14 protein-coding genes are annotated in these 17,770 nt (G+C 59.9%); 6 read left to right on the forward strand and 8 right to left on the reverse strand.

The genetic code is table 11. The features are described from left to right. Window positions 1–4 precede the first annotated feature (4 nt). From GOW04_RS13030 to GOW04_RS13045, 4 genes are all read left to right on the forward strand, one after another. Entirely contained in the window at window positions 5–2,473 is a 2,469-nt protein-coding gene (locus GOW04_RS13030) for a heavy metal translocating P-type ATPase (protein ID WP_171232839.1), read from the forward strand. Next, the gene (cueR, locus tag GOW04_RS13035) at window positions 2,470–2,859 is read left to right on the forward strand and encodes a Cu(I)-responsive transcriptional regulator (RefSeq protein ID WP_171118663.1); all 390 of its coding nucleotides are present in this window, start codon (window positions 2,470–2,472) and stop codon (window positions 2,857–2,859) included. The genes GOW04_RS13030 and cueR overlap by 4 nt, the downstream gene beginning before the upstream one ends. 101 nt (window positions 2,860–2,960) lie before the next feature. Next, window positions 2,961–3,833 (forward strand): NAD(P)-dependent oxidoreductase, encoded by an 873-nt coding sequence (locus GOW04_RS13040; RefSeq protein ID WP_171232840.1) that lies wholly within the window; start codon window positions 2,961–2,963, stop codon window positions 3,831–3,833. Window positions 3,834–3,937: 104 nt separating this feature from the next. Then, complete coding sequence (locus GOW04_RS13045) at window positions 3,938–7,003, forward strand: aminotransferase class III-fold pyridoxal phosphate-dependent enzyme (RefSeq protein WP_171232841.1); 3,066 nt, start codon at window positions 3,938–3,940, stop codon at window positions 7,001–7,003. Window positions 7,004–7,053: 50 nt separating this feature from the next. Here the strand turns inward: GOW04_RS13045 and GOW04_RS13050 are convergent, their stop codons facing one another. Continuing rightward, window positions 7,054–7,530 carry a hypothetical protein gene (locus tag GOW04_RS13050; RefSeq protein ID WP_171232842.1) on the reverse strand — a complete coding sequence of 159 codons (477 nt, stop codon included), beginning with the start codon at window positions 7,528–7,530 and terminating at the stop codon, window positions 7,054–7,056. Continuing rightward, a complete protein-coding gene (gene hemP / locus GOW04_RS13055) occupies window positions 7,527–7,694 on the reverse strand; it encodes a hemin uptake protein HemP (protein ID WP_083445319.1) in 168 nt (55 codons plus the stop codon). The genes GOW04_RS13050 and hemP overlap by 4 nt, the downstream gene beginning before the upstream one ends. A gap of 206 nt (window positions 7,695–7,900) precedes the next feature. Between hemP and gph the strand changes: the two genes are divergently transcribed. Continuing rightward, on the forward strand, window positions 7,901–8,560 hold the full coding sequence (gene gph, locus GOW04_RS13060) for a phosphoglycolate phosphatase (RefSeq protein ID WP_171168853.1): 660 nt from the start codon (window positions 7,901–7,903) through the stop codon (window positions 8,558–8,560). Window positions 8,561–9,314: 754 nt separating this feature from the next. Here gph and dld read toward each other — a convergent pair. The 4 genes from dld to GOW04_RS13080 all read right to left on the reverse strand — a co-directional run bounded on the left by dld (window position 9,315) and on the right by GOW04_RS13080 (window position 15,410). Next, on the reverse strand, window positions 9,315–10,994 hold the full coding sequence (dld, locus tag GOW04_RS13065) for a D-lactate dehydrogenase (RefSeq protein WP_171232843.1): 1,680 nt from the start codon (window positions 10,992–10,994) through the stop codon (window positions 9,315–9,317). An 18-nt stretch (window positions 10,995–11,012) separates the two neighbouring features. Next, window positions 11,013–12,164, reverse strand: a complete 1,152-nt coding sequence (locus GOW04_RS13070) for an alpha-hydroxy acid oxidase (RefSeq protein ID WP_171118676.1) — start codon at window positions 12,162–12,164, stop codon at window positions 11,013–11,015. Window positions 12,165–12,176: 12 nt separating this feature from the next. Next, entirely contained in the window at window positions 12,177–14,246 is a 2,070-nt protein-coding gene (locus GOW04_RS13075) for a TRAP transporter large permease subunit (RefSeq protein ID WP_371814400.1), read from the reverse strand. Window positions 14,247–14,360: 114 nt separating this feature from the next. Continuing rightward, a complete protein-coding gene (locus tag GOW04_RS13080; RefSeq protein WP_152458932.1) occupies window positions 14,361–15,410 on the reverse strand; it encodes a TRAP transporter substrate-binding protein in 1,050 nt (349 codons plus the stop codon). Between the two features lie 334 nt (window positions 15,411–15,744). Here GOW04_RS13080 and GOW04_RS13085 point away from each other — a divergent pair, with 334 nt between their 5' ends. After that, entirely contained in the window at window positions 15,745–16,518 is a 774-nt protein-coding gene (locus GOW04_RS13085; RefSeq protein ID WP_152458933.1) for a FadR/GntR family transcriptional regulator, read from the forward strand. Between the two features lie 113 nt (window positions 16,519–16,631). Here the strand turns inward: GOW04_RS13085 and GOW04_RS13090 are convergent, their stop codons facing one another. After that, window positions 16,632–17,144, reverse strand: a complete 513-nt coding sequence (locus GOW04_RS13090; protein WP_171232844.1) for a hypothetical protein — start codon at window positions 17,142–17,144, stop codon at window positions 16,632–16,634. 84 nt (window positions 17,145–17,228) lie between these two features. Further along, window positions 17,229–17,711 carry an Lrp/AsnC family transcriptional regulator gene (locus GOW04_RS13095; RefSeq protein ID WP_152458934.1) on the reverse strand — a complete coding sequence of 161 codons (483 nt, stop codon included), beginning with the start codon at window positions 17,709–17,711 and terminating at the stop codon, window positions 17,229–17,231. Window positions 17,712–17,770 lie beyond the last annotated feature (59 nt).

The raw sequence follows: 17,770 nt of genomic DNA on the forward strand, positions 1-17,770 counted from the left end.
TCGCATGGCGCAAAAAGCACTGACAGAGCTGAAAATCACGGGCATGGGATGCGCATCCTGCGTGGGACGCGTTGAAGAGGCGCTGCGTGATGTGCCCGGGGTTGAAACGGCCTCGGTCAACTTTGCAACCAAGTCCGCACAGGTGGCTTTTGACGGGCCGGTTTCGGCGCTGACCAAGGCATTGGACGCGGCAGGGTATCCGGCCGAGACCAGCCGGGCGGATCTGATCATTGAAGGTATGAACTGCGCCTCGTGCGTGGCCAAGATCGAGCGCGCGCTGGCGGCCAGCCCCGGTGTGATCGAAGCGCAGGTCAATCTGGCGACACAAACTGCCGCGGTGACTTACGCTGCTGGGACAACGACGCCACAGGCGCTGGCACAGGTGGTCACCGACACCGGATACCCGGCGCGGCCTCAAGCCGCTGCGACACCCGAAGACCGCGCAGACACTGAAACAGCAGGGCTGACCCGGGCCACTTTGCTGGCGGCCGCTCTTGCCCTGCCGGTGTTCATACTTGAGATGGGCGGGCACATGATCCCCGCCTTCCACCATTGGGTACACGCCACCATCGGTACGCAGACTAGCCAGTTGATTCAGTTCGCCCTGACAACGGCCCTGCTGCTGGGACCCGGTCGCGTGTTCTATCGCAAGGGCATCCCGTCGTTGCTGAGGGGCACGCCGGATATGAACGCGCTGGTCGCGCTGGGAACCGGTGCGGCCTATCTGTATTCGGTCGTAGCCACATTTGCCCCCGGCGCGTTACCGGTCGGAACTGCCAACGTCTATTACGAGGCGGCGGCTGTGATTGTCGTTCTGATCCTTCTGGGCCGGCTGATGGAGGCGCGCGCCAAGGGCAAAACCGGGGCCGCGATTCGTAAACTGGCGGGCCTTCAGCCCAAAAGCGCGCGGGTCGAAATCGATGGCCGGATAGAAGACCGCCCTATCGCCGAGATTGCGTTGGGCGACATCCTGCACATCCGCCCGGGCGAACGTGTGCCGGTGGATGCCGAAGTGCTCGAGGGCACCTCTTACGTCGATGAAAGCATGATCACGGGCGAGCCGATACCCGTTGGAAAATCAGCCGGCGCGGCTGTTGTCGGAGGAACCGTAAATGGCACCGGCGCCTTGCGGGTTCGGGCGACGCGCGTGGGGGGCGACACGGTGCTGGCTCAGGTCGTTCGCATGGTGCAGCAGGCGCAGGGGGCCAAGCTGCCGATCCAGGGCCTGGTCGATCGGATCACATATCGCTTTGTCCCGGCGGTCATCCTGGTCGCCGTGATCACCGTCGCGGCCTGGCTGATCTTCGGCCCAAGCCCCGCCCTGCCGCTGGCGCTTGTCGCCGGGGTTTCCGTGCTGATCATAGCCTGCCCCTGCGCCATGGGTCTGGCCACTCCGACTTCGATCATGGTCGGCACCGGGCGCGCGGCCGAACTGGGGGTTCTGTTCCGCAAAGGTGATGCCTTGCAGCAGCTTCAGCAGGCACGCGTCATCGCGCTGGACAAGACCGGGACCCTGACACTGGGCCGTCCAGAACTGGACAATGTTCTGACGGCGAACGGGTTTGACAAGGATGAGGTTGTGCGGCTGGCCGCCGCCCTCGAGGCGCGGTCGGAACACCCGATAGCTTCGGCGATCACCCGGGCCGGGCCTCCGACGCTGCCACAGGCGACGGACGTCCTGTCGCTTACCGGGCTTGGCATGCAGGGGCTGGTTGAAGGTCGCAACGTGTTGATCGGGTCGCACCGGCTTATGCAACAACGCGGGATCGACCTTGGCCCCCTGGCAAGCGAGGCAGAGGCCCGCGCCGCCGAAGGGGCTACACCATTGTTCGTCGCATTGGATGGGCAGGCCGCAGCCACGTTGTCTGTGTCCGACCCGGTCAAACCCGGCACGGAAGAGGCGCTGGAGCGGCTCCACCAAATGGGTCTGACCGTGGCCATGGTCACCGGAGACAACGCGCGCACCGCGCAGGCCTTGGCTGATCGGCTGGGGATTGATCACGTCACCGCCGAAGTGCTGCCCGACGGCAAGGTGGATGCGATCACCGCCTTGCGGGACCAGTTCGGAACGCTGGCTTTCGTCGGCGACGGCATAAATGACGCCCCGGCGCTGGCAACGGCTGACATCGGCATCGCCATCGGGACGGGCACCGATGTGGCCATCGAAACGGCTGATGTCGTTCTGATGTCCGGCGATCTGCGCGGGGTTGCAAATGCAACCGAGATCAGCCGCAGAACGATGCGGAACATACGCCAGAACCTGGGATGGGCATTCGGTTACAATGTCCTGCTGATCCCGGTCGCCGCTGGTGCGCTGTACCCGTTCGGAGGCCATCTGTTGTCTCCGGCACTGGCGGCGGGCGCAATGGCGCTTTCGAGCGTATTTGTCGTCTCGAACGCGCTGCGTCTGCGTCGCGTTCAAGCCAGCGTGCCGGAAACCCCGATCCCGCCCGCCAAGGAGGTGCACGCATGAATATCGGAGATGTGTCCGCCCGCACCGGCCTGCCTGCAAAGACGATCCGGTACTATGAAGACATCGACCTGATCAAACCGCTGCGCGACGACAACGGCTATCGCCGATTTCGCGATCAGGATGTGCACAAGCTGAACTTTCTGGGCCGGGCCCGGGCTCTGGGATTCACCATCGGGGATTGCCGGACATTGCTGGCGCTTTACGAGGATGAAACCCGCGCCAGTGCAGATGTGAAACAGGTCGCGCGGGATCATCTGGCGCAGATCGAAGCCAAGATCGCCGACCTGAACGCGATGCGCGAGACGCTGAGCCACCTGATCGACGCCTGCGCCGGGGATGACAGGCCGGATTGCCCGATCCTGCAGGATCTGGGCGGGAAGGGCTGACTTGGGGTTGCCCTTTGGGCGCAGCTTTGCTTTGTCTTCGCCAAACATTTCGGCCAGGCACGCACCGCTGAAGCCGACCGAACAGCGGAGAGGATCACAAAATGGCAAAAGTCGCGTTCCTTGGCTTGGGCGTCATGGGCTATCCCATGGCTGGGCATCTTCACGCCGCAGGTCATGACGTCACCGTCTACAACCGCACAGCTGCCAAGGCCGAAGCCTGGGTAAAGCAGCATGGCGGATCGATGGCGGCCACCCCGAAAGACGCGGCTGAAGGCGCCGAATTTGTGATGGCCTGCGTCGGCAATGACGACGATCTGTGCATGGTTTGCACGGGCGAGGACGGCGCATTTCGCGGCATGTCCAACGGGGCTGTTTTCGTCGACCACACCACGGTTTCTGCAAAAGTCACACGGGAATTGTACGCTGCCGGCCAATCACAGGGTATCGCCTTCGTGGACGCGCCGATCTCGGGCGGCCAGGCAGGCGCCGAAAACGGTGTTCTGTCAATCATGTGCGGCGGAGATCAGGCGGCGTATGATGCGGCTGAACCGGTGATGCAGGTCTATGCTAAGATCTGCCGCCGGATCGGGGACAGCGGCGCGGGCCAGATGACCAAGATGTGCAACCAGATCGCCATCGCAGGGTTGGTTCAGGGCCTGAGCGAAGCATTGCACTTCGCCGAGAAGGCCGGGTTGGACGGAAGGGCCGTGGTCGAGGTGATCAGCCAGGGCGCGGCGGGCAGCTGGCAGATGGCAAACCGGTATGAGACCATGCTGGATGATCAGTTCGAACATGGCTTTGCCGTCGACTGGATGCGCAAGGATCTGGGCATCTGTCTGGATACCGCCAATGAAACCGGTGCGTCCCTGCCCGTCACCGCTCTGGTCGATCAGTTTTACAAGGATGTTCAGAAACTGGGTGGTGGCCGCTGGGACACCTCGTCTTTGATCAAGCGCCTGCGGGCCATGGGGTAACGCGGGGGGGCTGTCTGCCCCCCATCGCGCCAAGGCGCGATTCCCCCCGAGGATATTTTTGGCCAGATGAAGAGGGCTCCGGCGCGATCGGAGCGGAGACGGGAATGGACGATTTGAGTGCTTTTTGGACGGCCGCGCTGCGGCGGCTCTGGGGGCTGGACGCCCGTTTGACGCGGTTGGATGGTGAATATGATCTGAATTTTCTGGTGCACGCCACCAATGGTCAGGATTATGTGCTGAAGGTCATGCGGACCGGATGCGATGCGGATCTGGTTGATCTGCAAATCAAGGCGCTGGCGCATATCGCTTCTGAGGCACCGGGGTTGCCGTTTCCCAAGGTATTCCCTGATCTGACCGGCGAAATGCTGCCCGAGATTGCCGAATCTGAAGGACAGCGCAGGCTGGTTTGGCTGTTGGAGTGCCTGCCCGGCCAATGTTACGCGAAGGCCGCCCCAAAATCCGAAGAGCTGATCCTGAAACTGGGCCGCGTATTGGGGGCAACCAACCGGGCCCTGGAAGGGTTTGAGCATGAAGGGTTGCACCGGGCCGGTTTCAAATGGGACCTGATGCAGGCGGGCTGGATTGCTGACAAGTTAAACGCGATCCCTGACCCCGCGCGGCGGGCACTGCTGACGGAAATCTGTGAGGGGTTTGCCGAAATCTCAGGCGCCCTTGCGGACCTGCCGAAACAGGCCATACACAATGACGCCAATGACTACAACATTCTGGTCGAAGGAGAACTGAGCGAGCGGCGGCGGATCTCGGGCCTGATCGATCTGGGCGACATGTGCGCCGCGCCGCGCATCTGCGATCTGGCGATTGCCGGCGCGTATGTCGTGCTGGATCACCCCAAACCGGAACGGGCACTGGCTGCGTTGGTAAAGGGCTATCACGCGGCCAACCGGCTGCGGACGGAAGAAGTTGACCTAATCTGGCCGTTGCTGAGGATGCGGCTTGCCGTGTCGGTCGTCAACTCGACCCTGATGGCGGCCGAGAATCCGGATGATCCCTATGTGACGATCTCTCAAGCGCCCGCTTGGCGGTTCCTTGAGAACATGTTAGTCAATGGCGGGCTGATGTCGGCGCGGTTGCGGGCGGCTTGCGGCTTGCCCGTGGTTGATGGGGCTGAACGCATCCACGCCTATCTTCAGGAACACCGGGGACATTTTGCCGACATGTTCGGCCAGGACCTGGGCGATGTGCCCATGGGCTCGCTTTCGGTCGAAAACTGCGTCTGGCCCCAAGACCCATTCCACATGCCTTTGGCCGAGGCCGCGCGCGTTGGCGAGGAATACGGGCAGGACCTGTGGCTGGGTTACTATAACGAGCCCCGCCTGATCTATGCCGAGCCGGGGTTCCGCAAGGGCCCCTGGAAAGCCTCGGACAGGCGGACGGTTCATCTGGCCGTGGATGTGTTCGCGCCTGCCGGGACGGTTCTGCATGCACCGATGAGCGGGCGGGTCGAAGTGGTCGAAAACCGCGACCAGCACCTTGATTACGGCGGGGTGATCATCCTGCATCACGAAACGCCCGAAGGCGACCCGTTCTATACGCTCTATGGCCATCTGGACTCGGAATGCTGTGATCGGCTGAAACCCGGCGACCCGGTGGCACAGGGGGCCGCGTTTGCGCGGTTGGGCGATGCCGGCCAGAATGGCGGATGGGCCCCGCATGTGCATTTCCAGCTGGCCCTGACCACCGATGGCATGGAAGCGGATTGGCCCGGTGTCGGAGACCCGGACGAACTGGAGCTGTGGCACGCGGTCTGCCCGAACCCGGCGGCGTTGCTGAACCTACCGGATGACAAGGTGTTCTATCACCCCACTGACAAAGCGGACATCCTGCACAAACGGCGGGCGCTTTTCGGGGGCAACTTATCCTTGACCTATGACGATCCGGTCATGCTGGTGCGCGGCTGGAAGCATCACCTGTTCGACGAATGGGGCCGCCCTTATCTGGATGCCTACAACAACGTCCCGCATGTGGGCCATGCCCATCCGCGCATTCAGGCCGTGGCTGCGGACCAGTTGAAGCGGATGAACTCGAACACCCGCTATCTGCATCCGGCACAGGTGGAATTTGCCGACAAGATCCTGTCGAAGATGCCGGATCACCTACAGGTCTGCTTTTTTGTCAATTCGGGAACCGAGGCAAACGAACTGGCCCTGCGGCTGGCCCGCGCCCATACCGGCGCGAAGGGGATCGTGACGCCGGATCACGGCTATCACGGGAACACGAACGCTGCGGTGGCGATCTCGGCCTACAAATTCAACAAACCGGGCGGCATTGGGAAAGCCGACTGGGTTGAACTGGTAGAGGTTGCCGATGACTATCGCGGGTCATTCAGGCGTGACGATGCGGACCGGGCACAGAAATTTGCTGATCTTGTCGATCCGGCGATTGCCGCCCTTCGGGATCGAGGGCAGGGCGTGGCAGGGTTCATCGCGGAAACCTTCCCGTCGGTCGGCGGCCAGATCATTCCACCCAAAGGCTATCTGCCTGCGGTTTACGAAAAAATACGTGCTGCGGGGGGTGTTTGCATCGCCGATGAGGTGCAGACAGGTCTGGGACGGCTGGGTGAGTATTACTTTGGCTTCGAACACCAGGGCGCGGTTCCGGATATTGTGGTGATGGGCAAGCCAATCGGCAACGGGCACCCGCTGGGCGTGCTGGTGACGACCACAGAGATCGCGGACAGCTTCAACAACGGGATCGAGTTCTTTTCGACCTTTGGCGGTTCAACCCTGTCCTGCCGGATCGGCAAAGAGGTGCTGGATATCGTCGATGACGAAGGGTTGCAGGACAATGCCCGCCGGATGGGGGATCGTCTGATGGCGGGGCTGCGCCAGATCGAAGCCGACTTTGGTTGCGTTGGCGACGTGCGGGGTATGGGGCTGTTTCTCGGCGTGGAACTGATCAACCTCGATGGAAGCGAAGGCACCGAGATTTGCAGCTATGTCAAAAACCGGATGCGCGATCACCGCATCCTGATCGGCAGCGAAGGGCCCAAGGACAACATCCTGAAAATCCGCCCGCCCCTGACCATCGAGGCCGAGGATGTTGACATGATCCTGTGGGCGCTGCGGGATGTGTTGTCCGAGGTGGGCGACTTTACCCCTGCCCTTGTTTGCGATCATGACCATCACCATGCCGGATGCGGGTGCTGCTGAACGAAAAAACCCCGGCGCATCGCCGGGGTTCAACCGTTTCACACACAGGGTCAGTGGAGCACGGCCGAGGGGGTCTGGTGGCCGGTGGTCGGCATTTTGAAACCTGCGGTCATACGTCTGAGAGTCAGCCCCAGTTCTTCCGACAGGGATGCCAGCGCGGGGGCAAAATCCGGACGTACGATCAAAGACGCCAGCATCATCGCATCTTCACGCGCCCCTTCGGACGCTGCCGCGATCATCTGTGCAAAGCAATTCTCATCCGCGCCAAGGCATGCACATCCAAGACCATGCCGGATCAGGGGGCGACGGCCATGGGTGGCGCATAGCGAGCACAAGCGATCCAAAGTCAGCATTGCCGCACGCCCGCAATCCGCGCCCAGCGCGACTTGGAAATCGCTGGCAGCGTCGGCACGACCGCCCTCGCCTTCGCTCCACATCCGCAGGTACATCACGGCACCCGCTTCGATGGGATCGAGATCGGCAAGGCGGCCAACCGCTGCGCCGCCGCGCTTTAAAGGCGCGCTCATTTCGTCAGGATCAGTTTGCCTGCACGGGTGATGCGCAGGGTATAGAGTTGATCGCCAAGTTCTATATGGGCCAGGTTGCCGCCCTTGGTCAGATCCTCGGCCTTGTGCGCGGGAAGCATCGAGACAGCGTAACCTTGGGTTGGGGTCGGGTTCTGTACGTTCATCGGGACATCTCCAGAGCGTTTCGGCATGGTGCCATATCTATCGCGTTTCAATTGATTTGGCTGACCCCGAGAGGGCTGGCTTTCTGTTCCTGTCGCTTAATCTGATTATTTTAGTAAGGATTGTCAAGCATCGTTTTGAAACAGGCGATTGCCCCCCGGTACAGGGCGGGTTAGGTCTTGGGTCGGGCGATGAAGGGCAAGCAAACATGACCGCAGCAGTTGTATTCGATCTTGACGGAACGCTGGTGGACAGCCTGGGCGATCTGGCGGCGGCGGCCAACCGCACGCTGAACGACGTTGGGCATGATCCATTGGCGACGGATATCATCAAAGGATTCGTTGGCAACGGTTTACCCAAGCTGGTCGAACGCATGATCCGGCATTGCGAGCTGCCGCTGGATCGCCACGCGGAACTGACCCAACTGACCCTCAAACACTACAATTCCGCGGCCAGCGAAACGACTGTTCCCTACCCCGGCATCCCAGAGGCATTGGCCAAATTGCAGCAAATGGGATGCGTTCTGGGCGTCTGCACCAACAAACCCGAAACACCGGCGCGGCATGTGCTGGAAGCACTGAACCTGTCCCGGTATTTCGACGCGGTTCTGGGTGGCGACAGCCTTTCGACGCGAAAACCGGACCCCAACCATCTGTTCGCAAGCTTCGATGCGCTTCAGGCGTCCGGCCCGCGCCTGTTCGTCGGCGACAGCGAAGTTGACGCGGAAACGGCTGCGCGTGCGAAGATCCCGTTTTTGCTGTTTACAGAAGGATACCGGAAAACACCGGTCGCCGAAATTCCACACACCGTGGCCTATGGCGCATCACAAGATTTGCCCGCCCTCGTCGCCGAATTGATCAAAAGCTGACGCCGGGCGCAAAGATCATCGCGCCCTTCGACGCCCGTAACGATCCGCATGGCCACTGATCCCAACTGCCATGACCCCAAAAAGTTAAGAGGGGCCGGCCGAGGGGGTGTGGCCAGCCCCTCATCGGGGAAAGTTAATACCGTGTGTGTTTGTGTGGTAAGTACGGTAAGTTATGTTTACCCCTGTTTGTCGCGGCGCGAAATTGGGGGTTTCCCGTAGTTCCCCAAAAAACGCGAAAAATAAGGGATAAATGGCGTTTTCCCGGCCTCGGTCACCTGCAAATTTTCGCATGCAAGACGGGCTTCTGGCCCGCAGCTTCGCAGGGATGATCTGCAAGCCGATTGCAAGCCAAGGGTAACCCTAGGAAAACCTGTCAGAAATCACGCGACCCTGAAATTACCTGAACAGAACGATGCTCTGTCAATTGACCGCATAAACCCGCCGGTTCAAATCCCGGACAGCCTGACAAATGCGTGTGTGTGATACTCAAAACCGAACGATCTGTGCCATACGCGGCTGAATTCCACGTCTCAACGCGAAATCCTCTGCCGATTTCGACGACCCCGACTGCGCCGTCCGAATCTCCCCTATACCTGGCACACTCCGTTCATTCGGTTCTGGCAGCCTTCTGCGCGGCAGATGCTTGCGGGGTTGCGCTCAGGATATCAGGCTGTCGGGCACCAACACCCTTTTCATCAGAACCCGACGAATCTGTCGGCCGTTTTCACAGCACCCTGCCGCGCAGGAAAACCGGCTATTGGTAATTCTTCGCCTTGGACATTTTGCCGATACCGGGATTGAACGAGTTGGTCGGGTCACAGCATTTGTAATGTGCCGCCAGGTCGGGCTTGGCCTTATAAAGGTGCCCCACGTTATGTTCAGCAGGGTATTCCGCGCCGCGTTCGTCAAACAGTTTCAACATTGCGGCCTTCAGAGCTTTTGGGTCAGCCCCTTTTTTGACTATGTAGTCCTGATGCATCACGTGGCACATGAAGTGCCCGTAATAGAGTTTGTGAACCAACTGGTCTTCGATCTCAGGCGGCAGCTTCTCCAGCCAGTCCTGGTCGTTGCGGCGCAGTGCGACGTCAAGTGCGATGATATCTTCGACGTCGTCCGAATGGATCGCCATGTAACGCACCGCCGCGCCTGCCGCCGCAAAACGATGAAGGCCTGCGATCCTGGCCTCGCGCGCATCACATTCGAAAAATCCGCCATCCCGGCCATTCAGAAATCGCGGCAACCACTCAGCGGCCTCGGACACACCTTCATCCTTCATTTTCAGGATCAGGTGATGTTCGTACTTGTCGCGAAAATCCGTCATCCGTTTGGGCAGGACACGGGGCCACAAAGCTATTGCTGCCTGCATGAAACGATCGGTGAAATTTCGCAAAAACGGAACGCGCCGCAGGCGGGCATCCACGGCGCCTTTCATCGCAAAGAACATCGGCAGACGGTCCGTGCCAAGCTTGTCGATCATCACGACCGTGTCCTTGCCATAGCGTGCTGCAATATCGAACGCTTCGCGATGCATGTATTCGGCCGAAACCGGCAGCGATTTGAACTCTGACAATATGTGGCGCCGCAGGTCCGCCAGATCGTCGGGATTGTTGGTGCCCACATAGAACACCTTCTCGACCTCGTTCTTGGGAAAGGTGTCAAGGCGCACGGCAAAAACGGCCAGCTTCCCGGCCGAGCCCGAAGATTCGAAAAGCTTGGCCTTGTCCGCATTGAACCGCGCAGGCGTTTCCGCATTCACATCCCGCACGATCTGTGCGTAGTCGCTGGCCGATGCGCGTTTGTTGGTTGCCCCGGGATTGCGTTCAAATTTCCCTGCATCGAGGTTTGCAAGGATCTCTTCCGGCGTGCTGCCCAGATCGATGCCCAGATGGTTGACCAGTTCCAATTCACCCTGTTCGGTGATTTGCGCATAGACGGAAAGTTCCGTGTAAACCGGACCGCGCTCTACCAGAGAACCGCCGGAATTGTTGCATACTCCACCCACGATCGACGCGCCGATGCAGGACGAACCGATCACCGAATGCGGCTCGCGTCCGAACGGGGCCAACAGTTTTTCCAACGCAAAAAGCGTGGCGCCCGGAAAGCTGACGATCTGCTCTGCGTCGTTCAAGGGCACCAGAGTATCCATCCGGCGCGTGTTGATCAGAACTACGTCACGGTCATAGGTGCCGGACGGCGTAGACCCTTCGGTCAGGCCAGTATTGGCCGCCTGCATGATGACGATCTTGTCGGCTGCAACGCAGGCTTGCAGGATCTTCCATTGCTCCAGCAGGGTCCCCGGCTGAACGACGCACAGCGCCTCACCCTCGCCCGAGCGGAAACCGCGCCGAAAGCGCTCTGTCGCGCGCTCTCCAATCAGCACGTGACGCGTACCGACGATAGAGCGGAAATGTTTGATCAACGCGTCATTGGTCATATCGGCCCCCGTTTCGGGTTAGGGATTGCGGAAACGAATATTCTCGCGGCTGAGCTGGCCAACACTGGTGACACCCATCAGTTTCATGTCGCGCTCGATCTCGGCACGCATCAGCCCAAGGGCCCGTTCGACCCCAGCCTGCCCCGCAGCAGCCAGAGGATACAGGTAGTGCCGCCCGATACCCACGGCTTTGGCCCCGATCGAAAGCGCCTTGAGCACATGGGTGCCACGCTGAATGCCGCTGTCCATCATCACGTCCAGCTTGTCGCCGACGGCATCGACAATCTCGGCCAGTTGATCGAACGGCGTGCGCGATCCGTCCAGTTGGCGGCCACCGTGGTTCGACAGGATGATGCCGGTGCAACCGATCTCAGCCGCGCGTTTGGCATCCTCGACGGTCATGATCCCCTTCAAGCAGAACTGACCATCCCAGTCGCGCACCATCTGCGCCACGTCATCCCAGTTCATCGACGGATCCAGCATGTCGGTGAAATACCCACCGATGGAACTGGCCCCACCGCCCATATCCACATGTTCCTCAAGCTGAGGCAGCCGGAACTTTTCATGGGTGACATAGTTGATGCCCCACATCGGCTTGATCGCAAACTGTATCATGCCGCCCAGCGTCAAGCGGAACGGGATCGAGAACCCCGTGCGCAGATCACGCTCGCGGTTGCCGCCAGTGATGCTGTCGACGGTCAGCATCATGACCTCGACGCCCGCCTCTTTGGCGCGCTGCATCATGGCGGCGTTCAACCCGCGATCCTTGTGGAAGTAGAATTGATAGACCTGCGGGTTCTTGTGTTTTTGGCGCAGCTCCTCCAGCGAGACGGTGCCCAGAGAGGATACTCCGAACATGGTGCCGTATTTCTCGGCCGCCGCCGCGACGGCGCGCTCGCCCTGATGGTGGAACAGGCGCTGCAACGCGGTGGGTGAGCAATAGACCGGCATGTCCAGTTTCTGCCCCATCACCGTGACGGACATGTCCACGTCCGAAACCCCGCGCAGGACCGAAGGCAACAGATCGCAGCGGTCGAACGCCTTGGTGTTTTCCCGATACGTCACCTCATCATCCGCGCCACCGTCGATGTAATTGAAGATCGGCCCCGGCAGTCGTTGCTTGGCCAGCCGCCGGAAGTCGTGGAAGTTATGACATTGGCTCAGGCGCATCCGATAAGCTCCTTAGTAGGCGACCGACGGCAACCAGGTGGCGAGGGTCGGCCACAGGAACACTAGCGCCAATCCGGTCAATTGCAGCAGGACAAATGGGATGATGCCCTTGTAGATATGCGTCAGCTTGATCTCTGGTGGGCAAACACCTTTGAGATAGAACAAGGCAAAGCCAACAGGCGGCGTCAGGAAGCTGGTTTGCAGCGTCACCGCAACCAGGATCACAAACCACACCAGCGCCGGTTCATCCAGAACGCCAAAGCCTGGGATGTCGATGCCCAGACCGTTCACGATGGGGCGCATCAGGGGCAGCACGATCAGCGTGATCTCGATCCAGTCCAGCACGAAGCCCAGCAGGAAGACGATGAACAGGATGAACAGAATTGTCCCGTTGGCACCAAAGCCGGTGGATTGCACCACATGTTCGATCAACTCATCCCCGCCCAACTCGCGCAGCACGTATGAGAACACGGTCGCGCCGAGGAAGATCGCAAAGATATAGGCGGTGGTGTTGAAGGTCGACACCAACACGTTCCACAGCTTGGCAAAGGTCAGCTTGCGATAGCCCAGCGCCAGCAGGGTCGCACCCAAGGCACCGATGCCGGACGCTTCGGTTGGCGTGGTCAGACCGGCAAAGATCGACCCCAGCACGGCAAGGATCAGCATCAGCGTCGGGATGACGGCGATCAGCACGTCCTTAACGGCTGCCCAGTCGGGGGCTTTGGCGCCTTCGGGCACGGGGGCCGCGTCGCGTTTCACCAGAGCCAGAATGAAGATGTAGGTCAGGTACAGCCCGCCGATGATCACGCCCGGGAAAACCGCGGCCATAAACAGGTCTCCGACGGACAGCGCCATCTGGTCGGCCATGATCACCAGCATGATTGAGGGCGGGATCAGAATGCCCAATGTCCCCGAGGCCGAAACCACGCCCGCCGCCAGCGTCGGCTGGTACTTCTGCTGCATCATCGACGGCAGCGACAGTACGCCCAGCAGAACAACCGAGGCACCAATGATGCCGGTCGAGGCCGCCAGAATGATCCCGATCAGGGTCACGGTGATGGCCAGTCCTCCGCGCACCGTCCCGAACAGGCGCTGCATCGAGGACATCAGACGCTCGGCCACTCCGGATTCGTCCAGCATCAGCCCCATGAAGATGAACATCGGGAGCGCAACCAGAACCGCGTTGGACATGGTCGCGTAGACCCGGTTCACCACAGCACCCAGGGTCAGGTAATCAAGCCCGGTAAAGGTGCTCTCAAGACCCGTCCACAGCATAAGATCGTTGTCGAACAAGTAAGCCAGACCGCAATAAGCCACACCGACACCCGCCAGCACCCATGCCACCGGATAGCCAGTGAACAGCAGCGCAATGAAGGTCAGGAACATCGCGATGACCAGCTTTTCCTCGGTCGTTTCGACAAGGAAGGTCAAGCCCACGCAAACAGCGGCGAACACGGCCAGAACCAGCAGAATACGGCGCAGCGGCGCGCCTTCACGTTCCGAGGCCGGCCCGTAGATCAGCGCGTGCCCGTCATGGATCAACCGTGCCAACGCGGCCAGCGCCAACAGGACAAAGCTGATCGGAATCACCGCCTTGAAAGCCCAACGCGCAGGCAGGCCAGTTGGGCTGTCCGAGCGTTCGTTGACGCGGAAGCTTTCGTAGAAATAATCATAACCCTGATCGACCATCAGATAGATGAACGGGGTCAGCAGGGTCAGGATGCCGATCACCTCGATGATCCGCTGCGCGCGGCGCGAAAGCTGCATATGCAGGACGTCCACACGCACATGGCTGTCGGTGATCAGGGCATACGAGATGCCGATCATCGTGACGATTCCATAGAAATGCCACTGGATCTCATCCAGTTTCGGGTAGTTCTGGCTGAACAGGTAGCGCAGCGAGACCTGTGCGAAGATCGCGCCCATCAGCAGGACATTGGCCCACATGACGACATGACCCACAGCCTTGACCCCGGCGTCGATCGCGACGGCGATTTTCTGGCGGTCGGAATCGGGGTGTTCCAGGATGCCTTCATAGGCTTCGACCGGATCGTTGAGGTTCTTTTGGGTGGTCATGGTCATTCCTCGCTCAGCAACCCGGAATACGGGTAGTGAAAGGTTAGAAAGTCCGAAGATCGAAAAGCAGGAACCGGAGCGGCGGATCGGGCCGCCCCAGCAACGTCAGTGAGGGAGAGATTACTGACGTGGGAGGAAGGCGTTCGTCTTCCAGAGGTTATAGCCGTCTCGGAATTCGTTCATGTCGGCCAGAACCTTGGCAAAGAAGGCATCATTGGCGGCTTCTTCTGCGGCAACCTCTTCCCAGGTCGCGCGGAAGGTATCCAGCATCTCGGGCGACCACTGCTTGATGGTGACGCCGTTGTTTTCAACGTTGTCGATCAGGGCCGCGTGCTGGATGGCTTCGCCTTCGGCAAAGCTGTCCGCCATCGAAGCCTTGCAGGCGCTTTCGATGATTGCCTTGTGCTGATCGCTGGTTTCGTTCCAGACGTCCTTGTTGATCAGCAGTTCAAACACGGTCGCCTGCTGATGCCAGCCGGGGAAATAGTTGAACTTGACCAGCTTGTGGAAGCCCAGGCGCGCGTCGATGGCAGGCATTGAAAACTCGGTCGCGTCAATCGCGCCTTTTTCCAATGCGGGGAAGATCTCGCCACCTGGCAGCAGCGAGGTCGCCACACCCAGTTTTTGCATCACTTTGCCGCCCAGACCAAAGAAACGCATCTTCAGCCCGTTCAGGTCCTCGGGCGAATTGATTTCGGACGCGAACCAGCCCGAGGTTTCCGGCGCGATGATGGCGCAGGGCAGTACTTTGACGTTGTAACCGGCCTGATCATACATCTCCTGATACAGGGTCATGCCGTTGCCATAATACAGCCAAGCCATGTATTCGCCCGCCTCGGGGCCGAACGGCACGGCCGAGAACAGCGGCGCAGCCGGGATTTTTCCGGCCCAGTAACCGGCCGTAGTGTAACCCGAGTTGATCTTGCCGGTGGACACGGCGTCCAGAATTTCGAAGGGCGGCACCAGTTTTCCCGGCTCGTACACCTTCATCTTCAGCGTGCCGCCGGACATCAGTTCCAGCTGATCAGCCACACGTGGAATAGGCGAACCCAGGCCCGGCAGTTCGGTCGAAAAGGCAATCGGTGTTTTCAGCAGCAGCTTGTCCGCCGCAACTGCGGGTGCCGCCAGCAGGCTGGCGGCCACGGCCAGGCTTGTCAGGGTCTTCTTCATGAAATCTCCTCCAGGGTTGGTCGGGTTTTCTCCGATCAGTGGCGCAGGCTCTTCCAGCGCCGCTCCGGTGGTAAACTAACTTTACCAGCTTAAACCAGTCAATAACTTTGTTTACCACTGGCGCTAACCGAAACTGGAATCTCGCCTTCTACAAGCCCTGCAAAATCCCGATACGACTGCCTCAAAGAACAACAGATTCTCCAAAAATCATTCAGAAACAGACACGTAATTCACGTCCGGGAAGAACAGCCTCGCGCTTGAAATCTGAACGGATATGGTTATCTTTGTTTACCAGTTATTCTGGTTATTTCAGCGTCACACGGGGCAATATCTCATGAACACCACGGCGATTTTTGAACCGGTTGGACACGAATCGCTGGCTGATGCGGTGGTTTCACAGGTCGAGGACCTGATCGCTTCGGGCATCCTGAAGCAGGGCCGAAAACTGCCTTCCGAGCGCGATCTGGCCGAGATGTTGCGCGTGTCGCGCCCGAAGTTGCGCGAGGCCCTTCAGGTGCTGGAAGAACGCGGGCTGGTCACAACGCAACACGGTGAGGGAACATTCGTCGCGGCCCTGACCGGACAAGCCATGATGCCCGCGCTTCTTGCTTTGTACGAACGCCACGAGCCGGCTTTCTTCGACTATCTGGAGTATCGCCGCGAGCAGGAAGGTTTCGCGGCCCGGCTTGCCGCACGTCGCGCCACCAAGGCAGACAAGGAACGGATTTCCGAGATCCTTGATGAAAACGAGCGTGCCTGGCAGGAGCAGGACGCCAAGGCTTCGCAAGAGGCGGACTTTGCGCTGCATTCCGCGATTGTGGATGCCAGCCAGAACGCGACCCTGATCCACATGATGGCGTCGATCTACGAACTCACCCGCAAGGGCGTTTTCTACAATCGCGACTTCTTGCGCACGATTGACGGGACCGGCGAAAAGCTGCTGCAACAACATCTCGAACTTGGTCGCGCGGTGATCGAAGGGGATGAGAAGCGGGCCGAAAAAGCGGCAAAGGATCACATCGACTTTGTTGAAGAATCATTCAAACTCGGGATCGAACAGCGGCGACGCGAAGCCATGGCCGAAAAGCGCCGGATACTGTCACGCTGACGGCTTTGCCACCCATTTGCCCTTCTGATTACGGGGCCAAAGTCCCCGAGGTGGCCGCGAACGGCACCTGTTTGGCGATTTCGCCCGGCGTCCAAACTTGCCCGATCCGGCTGTCAGATATCTTCTCCGGGCGGCTCCAGAAGGCCGCCTGGCTCCAACAAGGCCCGCTCGGACAGCCACGGGTTGAGCTCAAGCGCCTCGGACAGTGCTGCACGCGCGTCTTCCAGGCGTCTCAACCCCATCAGGGACAAAGCTCGCCCACTCAGCGCACCGATATGGTTTGGCGACATTTCGATCGTGACATTCAGGTCGCGCAATGCCGCGTCAAAATCCTGCCTCAGATAGTTTACGAAAGCACGCTGATTGTAGCCTTCGGCGTAATCCGGGCAATATTCGACAAGTTGGTTGAAATCGTCCAATGCGCCCGACAAATCCCACGCCTCTCGTCGCGCCATTCCTCGATCCAGCAGGGTCTGCGACCGGGCATCCGGCGCGTCTGTCCAAAGTTCCCACATTTTATTCGAGATGACCCGGGCGTCGCTTTGCGATTGCGCCTTTTGGACCTGCTTGATCAGCGAATCCACACCTTCGATATGATCCGGAGCCGTGGGGCATGTCTCGGCCATGGCCAAGCATGAACACGCGATCAGTAAAAACGTTGCAGCACAGGTTCGCATCACGAAACAAGGGTGGGCCATAATTCCACCGCGTCAAGGCTGATGTTCAAAACCGCCCAGCATACCGGTTTCCTTCACGGCCTCCATCGCAACAAAAGTTGAGGTATTGGCGACATGCGGCAGAGACGAGATCTTCTCGGCCAATACACGGCGGTATTCCGACATCGTGGCGGTGCGCACTTTCAGAAGATAGTCAAAATTGGACGCGATCATATGGGCCTGCTCGACCTCGGCGGTTTTGCGGACGGCTGCGTTGAACTCGGCCAGCGCCTTTTCGCGGGTATCGGTCAAACGCACCTCGACAAACGCGACGTGATCCAGCCCCAGCCGGATCGGATCCAGCATCGCCCGATAGCCCGTGATCACTCCGCTCGCCTCCAGCCGTTTGAGCCGCGCCTGCGTCGGAGATTTCGACAGCCCGATCTCGCGCGCAAGATCGGCCACCGAGATACGGCCGTCCTCGGCCAGAATCCTTAGAATCGACCGGTCAAACCGATCAAGATCAGGAAAACTCATTTGAACTGTCCGATGCCAAAAATTCAGGTCATTCTCCTTCAATTACATCAAACTCAGTC

The sequence above is a fragment of the Ruegeria sp. HKCCA4812 genome (assembly GCF_013034245.1).
Taxonomy (GTDB): Bacteria; Pseudomonadota; Alphaproteobacteria; order Rhodobacterales; family Rhodobacteraceae; genus Ruegeria.